13 protein-coding genes are annotated in these 14703 nt (G+C 55.1%); 6 read left to right on the top strand and 7 right to left on the bottom strand.

Annotated elements, in window-relative coordinates; genetic code table 11:
- Positions 1-47: 47 nt before the first annotated feature.
- A complete protein-coding gene (locus tag F5984_RS09580; RefSeq protein WP_152124044.1) occupies positions 48-1289 on the bottom strand; it encodes a sensor histidine kinase in 1242 nt (413 codons plus the stop codon).
- Between the two features lie 276 nt (positions 1290-1565).
- Between F5984_RS09580 and F5984_RS09575 the strand changes: the two genes are divergently transcribed.
- Positions 1566-2000, top strand: a complete 435-nt coding sequence (locus tag F5984_RS09575) for a response regulator (protein ID WP_152124043.1) — start codon at positions 1566-1568, stop codon at positions 1998-2000.
- Between the two features lie 2 nt (positions 2001-2002).
- Here F5984_RS09575 and F5984_RS09570 read toward each other — a convergent pair whose 3' ends face one another.
- A complete protein-coding gene (locus F5984_RS09570; RefSeq protein ID WP_152124042.1) occupies positions 2003-2899 on the bottom strand; it encodes a PhzF family phenazine biosynthesis protein in 897 nt (298 codons plus the stop codon).
- 112 nt (positions 2900-3011) lie between these two features.
- Complete coding sequence (locus tag F5984_RS09565) at positions 3012-3419, bottom strand: hypothetical protein (RefSeq protein WP_152124041.1); 408 nt, start codon at positions 3417-3419, stop codon at positions 3012-3014.
- 177 nt (positions 3420-3596) lie between these two features.
- On the opposite strand from F5984_RS09565, the gene uvsE reads away from it, so the two are divergent.
- Complete coding sequence (uvsE, locus tag F5984_RS09560) at positions 3597-4544, top strand: UV DNA damage repair endonuclease UvsE (RefSeq protein WP_152124040.1); 948 nt, start codon at positions 3597-3599, stop codon at positions 4542-4544.
- Between the two features lie 60 nt (positions 4545-4604).
- On the opposite strand, the gene F5984_RS09555 is transcribed toward uvsE, so the two are convergent.
- On the bottom strand, positions 4605-5309 hold the full coding sequence (locus tag F5984_RS09555; protein WP_152124039.1) for a TetR/AcrR family transcriptional regulator: 705 nt from the start codon (positions 5307-5309) through the stop codon (positions 4605-4607).
- A gap of 171 nt (positions 5310-5480) precedes the next feature.
- On the opposite strand from F5984_RS09555, the gene F5984_RS09550 reads away from it, so the two are divergent.
- From F5984_RS09550 to F5984_RS09535, 4 genes are all read left to right on the top strand, one after another.
- A complete protein-coding gene (locus tag F5984_RS09550) occupies positions 5481-6497 on the top strand; it encodes an ABC transporter transmembrane domain-containing protein (RefSeq protein WP_317163097.1) in 1017 nt (338 codons plus the stop codon).
- Positions 6490-7842 carry an HlyD family secretion protein gene (locus F5984_RS09545; protein ID WP_152124038.1) on the top strand — a complete coding sequence of 451 codons (1353 nt, stop codon included), beginning with the start codon at positions 6490-6492 and terminating at the stop codon, positions 7840-7842. The genes F5984_RS09550 and F5984_RS09545 overlap by 8 nt, the downstream gene beginning before the upstream one ends.
- A gap of 11 nt (positions 7843-7853) precedes the next feature.
- Positions 7854-9308, top strand: coding sequence for a TolC family protein (locus tag F5984_RS09540; RefSeq protein ID WP_246168892.1), 1455 nt, complete (start codon positions 7854-7856; stop codon positions 9306-9308).
- A gap of 94 nt (positions 9309-9402) precedes the next feature.
- Positions 9403-10131: a hypothetical protein gene (locus F5984_RS09535; protein ID WP_152124036.1), complete on the top strand. Its 729-nt coding sequence runs from the start codon at positions 9403-9405 to the stop codon at positions 10129-10131.
- A 10-nt stretch (positions 10132-10141) separates the two neighbouring features.
- On the opposite strand, the gene F5984_RS09530 is transcribed toward F5984_RS09535, so the two are convergent.
- Genes F5984_RS09530 through F5984_RS09520 form a run of 3 tightly spaced genes read right to left on the bottom strand, consistent with a single transcriptional unit; the run spans position 10142 to position 14677 of the window.
- Positions 10142-11137, bottom strand: a complete 996-nt coding sequence (locus tag F5984_RS09530; RefSeq protein ID WP_152124035.1) for a glycosyltransferase family 9 protein — start codon at positions 11135-11137, stop codon at positions 10142-10144.
- Positions 11138-11155: 18 nt separating this feature from the next.
- Complete coding sequence (locus F5984_RS09525; RefSeq protein WP_152124034.1) at positions 11156-12220, bottom strand: DUF4249 domain-containing protein; 1065 nt, start codon at positions 12218-12220, stop codon at positions 11156-11158.
- Between the two features lie 33 nt (positions 12221-12253).
- Positions 12254-14677 carry a TonB-dependent receptor gene (locus F5984_RS09520; RefSeq protein ID WP_152124033.1) on the bottom strand — a complete coding sequence of 808 codons (2424 nt, stop codon included), beginning with the start codon at positions 14675-14677 and terminating at the stop codon, positions 12254-12256.
- Positions 14678-14703: the final 26 nt, after the last annotated feature.

Below are 14703 nucleotides of genomic sequence, written 5' to 3'. Positions count from 1 at the left end.
ATCGAATTTGGCCCCGGTTCTGTTACATACCCTCTGACTGTTCACACCTAACTTTTTACCTCTCGGTTTATGTCGTCGGTGGGGGAGTATTGGGTGGGCAGCATAATTCGGAATGATGTACCTACTCCAGCCTGACTGTCCACGGCCATTTTTCCTTTGAGCAAGCTACAGAGCAGCTTCACAATATGGAGGCCCAGCCCTTCGCCCCGGCCGGGTTTGTGCGGGGTGTTCAGGGCCTGGCCCAGGCCGGGACCGGTGTCGGTGACGGTGAAATGCCACCAGGCATCATTTTCGATGCCCCAGCTCAGTGTTACACCACCCGTGGCTGTGTATTTGAGGGCGTTTAGAAGCAGGTTTTGGGCGATGCGTTGCACCTTCACACTATCGCTTCGGACGGGTAGCTTTTCGGGGCCGAGCAGGCTCAGATACAGGTTACGCTCCCCTGCATACGTTTGTACACTTTCGGCAACCCGGTGCAGCAGTTGAGCCGCGTCGAATTCTTCGAGGTACAGCACCTCATGGCCCGCTTCGAGCCGGGCGAGGTCCATCAATTGCGTTAAGAGACCCGTTACTTTCGACAGGTTTCGTTGAAGCATCTGGAGCATCTGCGTACGCACCTGTTCCGAGTTGTCGGGTTGGTCGAGGAGGTAAGCTGCCCCGCTCATAATACCAAAACTGCCTTTCAGGTCGTGCGAGGCCATCCGCAGCAGGTTGCTACGCTGACGGATCAGGTCGTTCAGGCCGTTGAGGCTCTGTTGTAGTTTGGAGGCCCGGTCGGCGGCCATCTGCTTTTGCAGCGTATGGTATTGACCGACGCTGCCGCTAATGAGCTCGTGGATCAGCCGGGCGGTAATCTGGCCGGCTTCGAGCAACAGGGCGGGCTCTGTAAGGGGGTAATTAGCCCAGAAATCCTTTTCCTGATGCGTAATGCACTGATGTAGGTGCGCAATCTCGCCCATTAACTCCTGAAGAGTGTACCCTTTTTGCCAGCGGTGAAGGCCGTGTTCCTCGGCAAGTCCATCGGGTTCGGCCTGTGTTTGGCTTAGTAACTCGGAAATCAACTGGTTGGGCAGGTTGAGAGCGGCCTGTGCCTCCATGCGTTGGGCCAGGGTGGCCAGTAGGTCGGGGATGCGGCCCCATTGCTCATCCGGTGAGAGCATCAGGCCCGCCCGCAGGTTTGTGTCGCGGAGGCAGGCGTCCCACCAGTTGTGCAGAATTGTGTCTTTATGGGTAAGCAGATAGGCGCCCAAGTCGGCCAAAGAAGGGCTACCCGCCAATGGTGCTGACATAGTTAATAAATGGTGACAAAAAGCTGACTAACTCTTAAACAACGGGTTGGTTGCGAAGGTTAGCAAACATTTGGGTAATAACATGTGTATTGATGGAACGGTTGCTGTCTACGATACGGGTAGTACCCCGGTAATTGCCGAAAACCGAAGGGTCTGAATAGCGATATTTTTATCGTAAATTTGACCTCAGCCGTTTTTAGCACCCACCGCCCTGACGGCCCTATGTGTCATAAAACCTTTAAACGATTTATTGTGCCTTCCACCAGTCGAGACCGAATGCCCACCGTTTTGGTTATTGAAGATAACCTCGATCAGCAAGTCCTTATTCGGTATGCTCTTCAGCAGGCCATGCCTACTGTTGAGCCCGTCTGCGTATCAGGGGCTGATGATGCCATGGCTTATCTCAACGATTGTGTCGAAAATGGCCGTGATCTGCCCCGTCTGATTCTGCTGGACCTCTACCTACCCACCGCCGAAGACGGATGGCAGTTGTTGCAGCGAATAAAAGAGTATCCCATTCGGCGTCGGTTGCCGGTGGTGGTATTAAGCGTTTCGAATGTCGATGAAGACATCGAGCGGTCGTATGCCCTTGGTGCCAACTCGTACATTGCCAAGCCGCTCGACTTCGAACAGTGGTTGCAGTACTTTCGGACACTTCGTACCTACTGGCTCGAAACCGTAACCCTGCCCCGGCAGGTCTATAACTACTAAGCTCAGGCATCCCACTGCCCACGGGCCACAGGCTGCACTTTGCCACCAATCCGAAGCAGATAATCACCATTCGGCCGTAACTCCCCGTGGTGATACAGGAGCGAGGGCCTCGGAATCGCGTAACCCTGCTCTACACGGAGCCGCAGCGTCGGGTTGTTCAGCACCCGGTGCTTCAGCAAATAAGCTAGTAAACACCCATTGGCACTCCCCGTCGCCGAATCTTCAATCACGGAGGCATTCATGGGGTAAAACATCCGGCACGATACGTCGTGTTGCGGCTCGTACGTCTCGGTGGTAAACACCAGACACCCCATCCGAACAGCCCCCAAATGGCGGCTATGTTGCTGTAAAAAGGCCAGAAAAGCGGCCGTATCGGGGACCATATCATGCAGCACCTGCCGCGACCGGACCGGTACAATCAGAAACAGAATCCCGGTCGATACCTCTTCCAGTGCAAAGTCAGATAAAATATCGGTGGGAGGGATGCCCAGAAAACCGGCTACCTCAGCGGCTTCGTACCGGTTGCCAAAGGTGGGCTGTTTCTGTTCCATCCACAGCACATCTTCCTCGGCGGTGACCGGAATGGGCCCCACGCCCAGATTCAGCACCAGTTGACGGGGCTTGCCCGCAAGGAGGTGCTTACGCAGTACGTAGGCGGTACCCAGCGTAGGGTGCCCCGCAAAAGGCAACTCCTGGTCGGGCGTAAAAATGCGCACATTGGCCCCGTTTTCGCTCAGGCTGCGGGTATCAATAAAGGTTGTTTCGGCGAAGTTGATTTCGCGGGCTATGGCGAGCATGTGCTCGGTGTTCAGGTCACCCGTGTGCTCAAAAACGGCTAACTGGTTTCCCTGGTACTTTTTCTCGGCGAATACATCGACGATGTGAAAGGTATGCGGCATACAAATAGGAAGGCTCTCCGGGCAGCTGACGGTTCGTCTCTGCCGGGCCCGTCGGCAAACTACAACGCCAAATTCCAATCGCCAAAAATGGCCGGTTGAATTGGGCTGCTTTTTATCGTCGTACCGAAACGGGTCGGGTCAGGTTGGTGAGTTCGGAGAGAGCAAGCTGCACACTCGATACATTGTTGCGGTACAGGCCAGCGGCCAGGGCCACGGTCAATGCACCCATGTTGAGGGCTTTGGCCTGTTCGTCGGTAGTGTGTAGGGCGTGGGCTGCCTGATCGACGAGTTGAATCGACCGGTTTAGTATGGTTTCGAGTGATTCATTCAGGAGCAGGTACGTCCGCTCGTCGATTTCCTGCGCCCGGGTGAGCAGGCTGTTTTGGTAGGCGTTCAGGTCATAATGCTGAACGGTACTCAGTTCGGTCCAGTGGCTTGCCTGGTACACACTCAGGTTGCGCGCCATTTCGCGCCATACCTGAGCCATCTCGCTCAATTGTGTACGGGTCAGTTCGCCCATGGGTTGTCTTAGTTAAAATTCGCGGGCTGCCAGCAAGCAGGCGGGCGAATGGTAAAGACCGTGAAAAGAAGGAAAGCAAGTTAACGAACCGGCCCGGATGTGTCAATTCAGGGTAAAAACTTTCGAACGAACGGTCAACTCTTCAAACCACCGGTATTTGTTCCTTGTTTTCTGAATATGATAACTGCCCCACTTAACGTTGGCTATGCCTGTATTAACCTGAGTTTGCAGGCCGAGAAGATCACCACAACCCGGGGGATGATCAAGAAAACATTCACCGAAAAAGGCATTCAGTACGCGTCGCAGCTAGCTCTGCAAAACGTACAGGATTTGCTGAAAGTGGTCGACTGGAACCTGACGCACGGTTTCCGGCTGTTCCGCGTCACCTCCGACCTGTTTCCGTGGGCTTCGGAGTACCGAATCGGTCAGTTGCCCGACTATGTCGAGATTCGGGCCGTGCTGGAAGAAATTGGCAGCCGCCCAATCCGCCTGACGGTTCATCCCGGTCCGTTCAATCATTTGGCGGGTCAGGGCAAGGTGCTTGCCAATACCATCACCGATCTGGAATACCATTCGGAACTGTTTGATCTGATGGGCCTGACGCCCTCGCACTGGAACAAGATCAATATTCATGCGGGCGGAACCTACGGCGATAAAGCCGCTACGCTCAGCCGGTTTGCCGATAATTTCCGGAAGCTATCGGAAAACCTGCGGGCCCGGCTGACGGTTGAGAACGACGACCGGACATCGCTCTATTCGGTACGGGATTTGCTCGGCTTGCATGAGGATATTGGTATCCCGATTGTGTTCGATTATTTCCATCACTCGCTCCACCCCGACGGCCAAACCCAAGAGGAAGCGTTTCTGATGGCCTACAACACCTGGGATGTGCGGCCCGTATTTCACTACTCCGACTCGCGGCAGGAGCGCGAAGACCCCAAGGCCCGGCGCGAAGCCCATGCCGATTGGCTGTATGCCCCGGCCAATACGTACGGGAAAGAGGTTGATATTGTGTTTGAGTCGAAAATGAAAGAACTGGCCATTATGCGATTGCGGGGCGAGGACTTCGAGATGACCCCAAAACTGACCAAGCTGCTGAGTCAGCTGGGCGCTTCGGTAGACTAAGTAGGCACAAAAAAACCGGGGAGTGACTGCTCCCCGGTTCGGGTTATTTTAGACAACGGCTCAGGCTTGTTCGAGAACGGGTTTTTCCAAAGATGCAAACAACAGGTGGCGTAGGAATTCGAGTAGCTGATCGTCGTTTGTCGCGGCTTTGAAGTCGGTAAGAGAGGGCAGGTGCTGCATGAAGAATGTCTGGTAATGAGCCATTTCAACGAGTGTACTGGCCAACGACCGGGCAAACGGGTAATCGGGTTGCTGTTCAAGGATGATATCGGCAATACGGCCGCACAAATCCTTGTAAGGCTTGAAGAGTTGCTGCCGATTGTCTTCGGTGACGTGATGCGTGAGGTAAGCCTTGCTGGCCTCCCGAATCACAATGCTGTGCAGCATTTTTAGGTCGATTCCGTCGGCACCATTGCTTTCGGGAGCATCGCTCAGGTCTTTCAGGAGCAATAGGCGTAAGATCCGCTCCAGTTTTTCGTGCGGTTCTTTAAGGTTGTTGGTCTGAAAAATAAGCTGATACTCGGCCCAGCGCCAGTACCAGGCAACCAGATACACGAGCAAACGGTGTTTGTTTTCAAAATAGCGGTAAATGCTGGCTTCTTTGGTGCCAATCCTGTCGGCCAATTTCCGGAAGGTAGCATCTTCGAAACCAAGTTCACCAAATAGCGCAATGCCTTGCCGCACAATTTTGCGGCCGAGTTCTGAACTCTCCGGGTCGCGCAAAAACAAATGCTCGTTCATGCGCACGTGTACTGTATATTCCATGAATCGTTGAAATGAGCCGCTCAGCCGTAATTCGTGTAAGTAATGAACAAAAAAGGGGAAATAAAAGTTTTAATGATACGTTTGATAGTAATACTATCGAGTGCATTGTTGGACTTCTACCCTCAATTCAATTGCAAATAGGGTGTCAACCTACCTAATGAAACAATAACTATGGCATATTCCAGTAACCGGAGAGACGCAACCTTTGAAAGTCCACCCTCGCCTTTCCAGCGGTTAATGCGCTTACTCGGCAATGAAAAGCGTGATATTTGGTTTGTATATCTGTACGCAATCATTGCGGGTCTGATCAGTTTATCGCTCCCGTTAGGCATTCAGGCCGTTTTTAACTTTGTATCCAGTGGCACTGTTTTCAATTCAATTTACCTGCTTATCGGGCTTGTTATAGTTGGGGTAGTCTTGGTTGGGTTGTTGCAGATCGGGCAGATGACGCTGGTAGAAGTGCTGCAACAACGGATTTTTGCCAAGGCCGCGTTTGAGTTTACGTACCGGCTTCCCCGCATTCAACCCGAAGCGTTGAGCCCCTATTACCCGCCCGAGTTGATGAACCGGTTTTTCGATATCATCACCGTACAGAAATCACTCCCCAAGCTGCTCATCGACATCACGGCTGCGGCCATTCAGGTGGTGTTGGGGCTTATTCTGCTGTCGTTTTACCACCCGGTGTTCATTGTTTTTGGGGCTCTTACAGCTTCCATGATCGCCTTTGTGGTGTGGATCTATGGTAATCGGGGCATCGAGACCAGCCTCAACGAATCGAAGTATAAGTATAAGGTCGCGGCCTGGCTCGAAGAACTGGCCCGCGACCTGACCGCCTACCGGCGCGAAGCTGACTCGCTCGAAGCCATCGACAAAATGGACGACCTGGTGTCGAACTACCTCAAGTACCGTAATGAACACTACGGTGTATTGAAGCGTTTTTTCTATAATGCCGTGGCTTTCAAAACCATTATCACGGGTGGCCTGCTCGTTTTGGGTACCGCGTTGGTGGTTGAGCGCCAGATGACCCTCGGTCAGTTTGTAGCCGCCGAGCTGGTGATCGTCTTGATTACAGGCTCGGTAGAAAAGCTGATTATGAGCATTGAAACGTATTTTGACTTACTCACCGGTTTGGAAAAATTGGGTAGTGTAACCGACCTGCCCCTTGAAACGGATACCACACATGCTTAACCTATCAAAACAACGTGTCGACGAACAGCTCTGGAAGCATTATCCGCTTCGGACGCTCCGGTCGTTGCCCGAATTGAATACGTCCCGCCGACTCGGACGCGTCATGATTGGCATTCTGATCGGCGTTGTGATTCTCTTGTTTTTACCCTGGCAGCAAAATATCACGGGCGACGGTAGCCTGACCGCCCTGACCCCGCAAGACCGCCCACAAACTGTACAAAACGCCATTGCCGGCCGGATTGAGCGCTGGGCTGTGGCCGAAGGTGACAAGGTTCGGCGGGGCGATACGCTGCTCGTAATCTCCGAAATTAAAGACGAGTACTTTGACCCAAACCTACCCCTGCGGCTCTCAGAGCAGCTCGATGCCAAGCGGGGAAGTATGGATGCTACCGACGCCAAAATTCAGGCTCTCGACGGACAAATGGCGGCTCTGAAAGCCGGGCTTGAGGTCAAACTGGCGTCGGCAAAAAATAAGGTAAAACAGGCTCGTTTTAAAGTCGTTAGCGATAGTACCGATCTGATTGCCGTTCGGAATTTTTACCAGACAGCCCGCGTGCGGCTCGACCGCTACGAGGAGGCTCACCGCAACGGGCTTATCTCGTTGACTGATCTGGAAACCCGGCGGCTCAAATTTGCCGAAGATCAGGCCAAAGTAGTGGCTCAGGAAAATAAGCTGAACGTGGCGCGGCAGGAACTGGCCAATGCCCGGCTCGACCTGACCGAAATTCAGGCCGATTATTCGGAAAAAATGGCTAAGTCGCTCTCCGACCGGAGTTCGGCTGTTTCGTACCGGGCCGATGCCATGGGTGAGGTTTCCAAGCTGCGAAACAAAATCAGCAGTGTGGATGTCCGGCGGGGGCTGTACATTATCCGGGCTCCGCAGGATGGCTACGTAGTGAAGGCGCTCAAAGCGGGTATTGGCGAAACCATCAAGGAAGGCGAATCTATTGCGACGCTGCAACCCGATAAGCCTTCGCTGGCGGTAGAGTTGTATGTACGCGCTATGGACGTGCCCCTTATCACGCCGGGCCGTAAAGTGCGGCTTCAGTTTGATGGCTGGCCGGCCGTGCAGTTTTCGGGCTGGCCTACCGTGGCTGTAGGTACGTTTGGTGGTCAGGTGGCCGTGGTCGATGCTGTGAGCAGTACCAACGGTAAGTACCGGCTGCTCGTACGCCCCGACAATGGAGATCAAGCCTGGCCTCCGCAACTTCGGCAGGGGTCGGGTGTGTACGGGTGGGTGATGCTCGACGATGTGCCCATCTGGTACGAAATCTGGCGGCAGCTCAACGGATTCCCACCGAGCCTGAAAGCTGAACCTGAGCCTACGGAGGGGGCCAAAAAATGACCGGCTGGTGTATGTGCCGACTTCAAAAGTCGGCCTGGATGTACGGGTTGGGTTGGCTGGTTCTTAGTTTCCTGCTGACTCTGCCGCTGCAAGCGCAGGATACCACGCGCGCACGGGTGTTTGCGTTCAGTGATCTGGCCGATTTTATCATGGCCAACCACCCTTTGGTGCGGCAGGCTAACCTCTTACCCGAATCGGCCCGGCAGGAGCTCTTGCAGGCTCGGGGCTTTTTCGACCCGAAACTTAGCTCGGGTTTTGGCCGGAAGGAGTTTGGTGAGCCGGGTAAGCCGGGGTCACTGTATTATAACAATTGGGCCAACGAACTGAAAGTGCCCGTGTGGCTGGGTGGGGCAGATTTTAAGCTGACCTACGACCGTTTTACGGGGGCGCGCGTCAACCCGGAGCTCCGAACGCCCGAATCGGGGTTGCTGGGTGTGGGAGTGAGTATCCCGATCGGGCAGGGCTTGCTGATCGATTCCCGGCGGGCCACCCTCCGGCAGGCACAACTGTTGCCCTCGCTCGCCGAGGCCGACCGCGTGAAAGAGATCAACAAAATCTGGCTCAATGCCGCTAAGGAGTACTGGAACTGGTATTTGGCTCAGCGACAGGTTGATTTGTTGCGCGAGGGTTTTCAACTGGCCGACACCCGGGCGCGGGCCGTTAAGCAGCGCGTGGTGATTGGCGATGCAGCCGCCATCGACTCGGTCGAGGCAACCATAACGGTGCAGGATCGGCAGGTGCAACTGGAGCAGTCGCTGGTGAATTTGCAGAATGCCCGCCTGATTTTGTCGACCTTTCTCTGGAACGAAGCCGGTCAGCCGGTAGAGTTGCCCGATTTGGCCGTGCCGCAGGTAGCGCAGGATGGCCTCGTTGATGAGTCGCTGTTCCAGTTGCTGGGACAACGGGCCGCCGAGTCGCACCCCGAACTACTATCGCTCGACCTGAAAATCCGGCAACAGCGCATTGAAGAGCAATTCCGTCGGTCGCTGCTACAGCCGCAGTTCAGCGTATCGGGGCAGTTGTTAAGTCAGGCCAATATGGCTACGCCCGAAATGCGTGACATGTACGGATTTGGGCTGAATAACTACAAAGTGGGCGTCGACTTTGCCCTGCCGCTGTTTCTGCGGAAAGAGCGGGGTAAACTGCGGCAGGTGCAGATCAAAACCCAGCAGTTGCAATGGGACCGTACCCAAACCGGCCGTGATGTGCAAAATGGGGTAAACACGGCGTACAACGAAATCAAGGCCCTGAACCGGCAGTTGACCCTGCAACAACAGGCGGTGCAAAATCAACTCCGGTTGTTGCAGGCTGAGCAGCAGCGATTTGATCTGGGCGAGAGCTCCTTGTTCCTGGTCAACACCCGTGAAACCAAGCTCATCGACATGCAAATCAAGCTGGAAGAGCTGAAAAGTAAATACCAGAAAGCGGTGGCTCAGCTGTACTACGCAGCCGGTGTTCGCAGCTAAATCATATCCTTGACGGATTCCGAACGAAGCCGCAGTGTATTTGGCTTCGTTCGGAACCAACTCCCATTTAATTCACGCTTCATCAATCTGCCGTATGAACTTTATTCTATGGGGGGCTCTGCTGTGCCTGGTGGTCTCGGCTCCCGTACCGAATCCAGAAGTAAACCCGCTGTTCGAACGGCGCGACCACGGGACTTACATTGAGGAAATTACTTTTCTGAACAAACGGCGAGAGGTAGCCGTAGTACGCACGTTTACACCGTCGGGCTTCCGAATTGCCGAAGAGCACTATGTCAATTATGATCAGGGCATCAAGCACGGCATTACCCGGTCGTGGTATCTGAACGGGCAGACCTATTGGTCGTGCGATTACAAAAACGGCGAGATGCACGGCCCCCTGTTGGTGTACTACCCAGACGGCTCAACCAAGCGCCGGGCTTACTACAAATGGGGGGCACAGCGCGAGAGCAAATGTTTTGACCGGGATGGGCAACCACTTCTGTGCGACGACTTTACCAAACCAGCAGGTATTGCCATGACCGAGGCCGAATTTCTGGCAACGCTCAAGGCCGAACTCCGAAAAGGGGCTTTCGAGTCGACCAATCTGGATCGGTACGTGTCGGTCCTGGGTATCATCGAAGCCGATGGCCGACTGACCAACCTGAGTGTCAGCGCCCCTGACGATGACCTGGGCGAGGTGCTAAAAACGGCCGTGAAGCAGATTCCGTATTGGAAACCTGCTACGGTTGATGGTAATCCCGTGCCGGGGCACTACTACGTGTCGTTGCTGATACGCAGCCGGGAGGTGTACCTGAGCAAATAGATAGTTCAGGTCAGACGTTCTTCCGGCGGAGTTCTTTCACCTCAAATTCAAACGATAGGTCGTTCATGCACTTAAAATGCCCTAGTGGGCATTTAGCGTAACCAATTTTGGAGCACGGCCGGCACGAGAGGTCGTTGTTTTCGAGTATGGCGTAAGGGGTCTTGTACGGAAACATGCCAAACAAGGGCGTGGTGTTGCCCCAGATCGAGTACACCTTTTTTTTCAGGGCCGACGCAATGTGCATCAGCCCAGTATCGTGGCTAAACACCACCCGCGCCTGTTGCAGCAGCGAGGCCGACTGGTTGAGGTTGTATTTGCCGCAGGCGTTGTAAATCAGTTTGGAGCCCAGCGCCTGTTCAATTTCAGTCCCGGCGGCTGCGTCCTCTTTACCGCCCAGCAGCACAATCGGGTAATCAATTTTGCGGCATAACTCAATCATGCGCGGCACCGGCAGCTTCTTGGTATTGTGCTGCCCGCCGATGGCGTAGGCCACGTAATGTGGGCGGTGCGTAGCCGGGAGCCAGTCGGGCTCAACCTGATCGCGGTAGGGAATAAAGTAATCGAGACCCTGTTCGTCGTTAATCACGCCGAAGGTGTGTAGGGTAGCCATGTACCGATCCACAATGTGCACGGGTGGCATGGTGTTTACCTTCCAGCGGGTCAGGAGCCACTTTCGGGTGTTGAGTTTATCGAAGCTGAACGACCGGATGGATGGGCGGGCCAGCTTGAGTCGCAGTTTGATAATCGACGTGCGCAGGTTGTGGTGCAGGTCGATGATGTAGTCGAACTGCTCGGCGTTGAGCTGCCCAATGAGCGTATTCAACGACCCCTCGAGGAGGTGTGTCTGATCAATGTACGGATTATGCTCAAGCAGTCCTGCAAACGACTTTTTGGTGCAGAAATGCACCTCTGCATTGGGCACTTGCTGTTTGAGGCAGCGCACAACGGGGGTGGTCAACACAATGTCGCCGATCGACGAAAATCGGAGTATCAGAAACTTGGGCATATTGGCACAAAGATACGGCTAATACTTCCAGAATCGCGGGGTAATCTGCGTCCGGAAAGGGCTTTCTACGCAACGGGAGCAGGGCGTGAGCGGTCCCGGAGGCACAATGGGTACAATGCGGGTGTCGGGGGTATCGGGGGCCTTACTGCGGTCCACAAACGTCGCTTTGAGCGAAACGCTCGACGCGCCAAAAAAGCCGAACGCCAGCTCCCCGGTGCGGTTGGTGCAGGTTATGTTGCCTTTCAGCGGTACGGGCGTCGCGTCGAAAATACCGCCGTTATTCTGCGTTAGTTGCGATACCGTGTTCCAGTACTGGTAGGCATCGGGCGTGAGCGATTCCTGCTCAACCTCCACATAATACCGGCTTGTGCTGTTGTACGGAATCCGCATAATGGGTTGCCGGGCTATTTTGTTGCCGTTGATTCGGGTGTCGGCACCGGTATTATTGCAACCGTAGCACTGTTCAATATCCCAGCAGGTTTCGCAGCAGTAAAAGCCATAAATCACGGTGCTGGGGCCTTGCTGTACCTCATTGGTTCGGCAATAGTTAATCAGCTCGTAATGCTTCCAGCGCCAGCGGTAATAGTCGCCGGGGGTAGCCGGGTCTTTGGTATCAATGTACAGGTCGAATCCTTTATTGACAGTTTGGCTACTCACACCCGGTTTACGCGAGTACTCGTAGTACAGCGTGTCGATGGGCGGCACGGCCCGCATCAGCTGAGGGGTCGACTGGTACTGTCGGCCGTCGGTGGTCTGGACAAAAAGCGTGTACGTCCGGCCGACCTGCCCTTTCCAGTTCGCATCAACGGGCTGGTAGTTGCCCCCCGTGCTCTCGCGATAGCTGATGCGCTGCCCCCGGTCGTCGGTCACGTAGACGGTGGCTTTGGTCACCAGAAAATTAAGCCCCGTTACGGTATAATCAGTGGTGAGCGTGAGGTTGATACCGCTGCGTCCCGGCTGGTCGGTCACGTTGCCGTCGACCACCAGTTTGCTATCGAGCGACTGGGTGTCGGGGTTGTAAGGCGTCACGCATGAAAACGCCAGCCAGAGTAGCACAAACGATAGATAGTGTAAAACCTTCATGGGTAAACGGAGTGTCTGGACCCGATTGGCCGGTTAAAATTTGAAATTGTACGTGAGCGACGGAATCGGCGACGCAAAAATCGACAGCTTGTAGGCGTCGCTCATGGAGCTGGACCGGAGCTTGTAAAACACCGAGTACGCGTTTTTGCGGCCGTACAGGTTGTACACCGAAAATACCCAACTGTACCAGAATCGGCCCGGCTTGTCGGGGTCTTTCTCCCAGGTCAACGAGAGGTCGAGCCGGTGGTAATCGGGAATCCGCTGCTGATTTCGGTCGAGGTAAATCGGAATGGCAATGCCGTTGATCCGGGCTTTACCGTAGGGGGCCGTTACGGGGCGACCGGTGCTGTAAGTGAAGTTAAACGAGGCATTGAACTTGCGCGAAGGTCGGTAAATAGCCACCAGGTTGACGGAGTGAGGCTTGTCGAAATTCGCCGGGAACCAGTTGCCATTGTTTACCTGCTCGCCCGCGTACGGCCCGTTGATGAGCAGCAAGCTACGCGAATAGGCGTAACTGGCCCAGCCGGTCAGAAACCCGTTGTTTTTACGGAGCATCAGCTCGGCCCCGTAGGCTTTGCCCTCGCCCTGCAACAGCTCGGTTTCGGGAGTTGGGTTGAGTAATAGCCGGGCCCCGTCGCGGTAGTCGATGGCGTCCCGAATACGCCGGTAGTACACCTCGCCCGATAGTTCGTAGGTGTTGGCCTGGAGGTTCAGAAAGTACCCGGCCGAGAGCTGATCGGCAATCTGGGGCCGAATGTTGGCGTCGCTCAGTTTCCAGCGAGAGGTGGGCAGAGCCGCCTGGGTGTTGGTGATCAGGTGCAGAAACTGCTGCATCCGCGTGTACGACACCTTAACCGATTGCTCCGGTTTAGGTGCCCACCGCAGGGCCAGGCGGGGTTCAAGCCCGCCGTAGGTCTGGGCCACGGTACCCCGCCCAAATACCGTTTGTCCAATCACGTTGTCGGGCAGGCGTGGCCCCTCGGGGTTATACGTTTGCACGGTGCCCGGCCCCAGATTGAAAAATCGGGTGTACCGCAAGCCAGCCAGGATAGAGAACTTGTCGGTGGGTCGAAATTCGTCTTCCACAAACAGGGCTGCTTCAAGGGCCTGCTCGGTAGGTAGCGTAAGCGGCAACTGACTCGATAGGGGCCCCGGCGTGAGTGTGTTGGGCGAAAGCCCGTAGTGTGTGGCAACAAGCCCCCCCGAGAGCCGGTGCTGCCCCTGCTGGTAGTCGGCTTCGACCTTGCCAATGCTGGTCAGAAGCGTTGACTGGAGCCGGAACGCGCTCGCCGAATCAGGTACCGACAGGGCGGCCGCGTACCGGGCCACTACGCCCGTTGTGGTCAGATTGAACGCATCGGAAAAGGCGTGGTTCCACTTGAGCGAGGCATTGGTGATCTGGTAGTCGAAGTCGGTGCGCGATGAGCGGACACCGATTGAGATAAGGGAGTCGGACGGAAACCGAATTCGGTCGTTGCTGGCGTAGCCCGATAGCCAGATCGTGTTCTTTTCGTTGGGTAGAAACTTAACTTTGGTGGTCAGGTCGTAGAAGTTGGCGCGGGTGTCGCGGATGTTGGCGGGCCCGAGCTGAAACAGAAAATTATTGGCCGAAAGCCGCCCATCGGCCAGAAACGAAAGTTTACGTGAACCAATCGGCCCTTCTACCCCTAACCGACTCGATACCAGACCTAACCCACCACTGACGGTAAGCCGCTCGGTTTCGGGTTCTTTGGTCCGCACATCCAGCACCGACGAAATACGGCCACCGTACCGGGCCGGCAGCGAGCCTTTTTGCAAGGTTACGTCGCGTACGGCATCGGGGTTGAACACCGAGAAAAAGCCCATCAGGTGTGAGGAGTTATACACCGGTGCATCGTCCAGCAACACCAGATTCTGGTCCACACTTCCCCCGCGTACGTTGATGCCCGTAGCGCCTTCGCCCACGGTAGTTACGCCCGGCAGCAACAGCAGGCTCCGCACCACATCGACCTCACCCATGAGGGCAGGCATCCGTTTGATGTTGCGGATAGCTAACTGATTGACCCCCATTTCCACTTTTTTGACGTTTCGGTCGGCCGATTCTGTTTTGACCGTTACCTCGTTGAGCAGCTTGGTGTCTACATCGAGGTTCACGTCGTTGGCTAACTGGCTCGGGGGAATCTTGATGGTCTGCGTTTTCCGCAGATACCCGACCGACGAAAACGTGACCGTGTAAGTGCCCGCTGGCAACGAGACGAGGTAGTACCCATCACGGTCGGTAGAAACCCCCTTCCGGATCTCCTGCACAAACACGTTGACCCCTGAAATGGGGGTATTTGTGGCCGTTTCGCGCACGTAACCGGCAATGGCCAAGGTGGTTTGCTGCGCGTGGACCCCGGTCAGGCTGGTCAGCAAGAACCATAAGAAAGCCAGTTGCCAGACAAAGCGTTGGCAAAAAACAGGTAAACGGTGCGGCATAGGTTGGGGTAGGTTTAAGAAAACGC

It is taken from the genome of Rudanella paleaurantiibacter (genome assembly GCF_009184635.1).
Classification (GTDB): Bacteria; Bacteroidota; Bacteroidia; order Cytophagales; family Spirosomataceae; genus Rudanella; species Rudanella paleaurantiibacter.
This window is presented reverse-complemented; position numbering and strand designations above follow the sequence as displayed.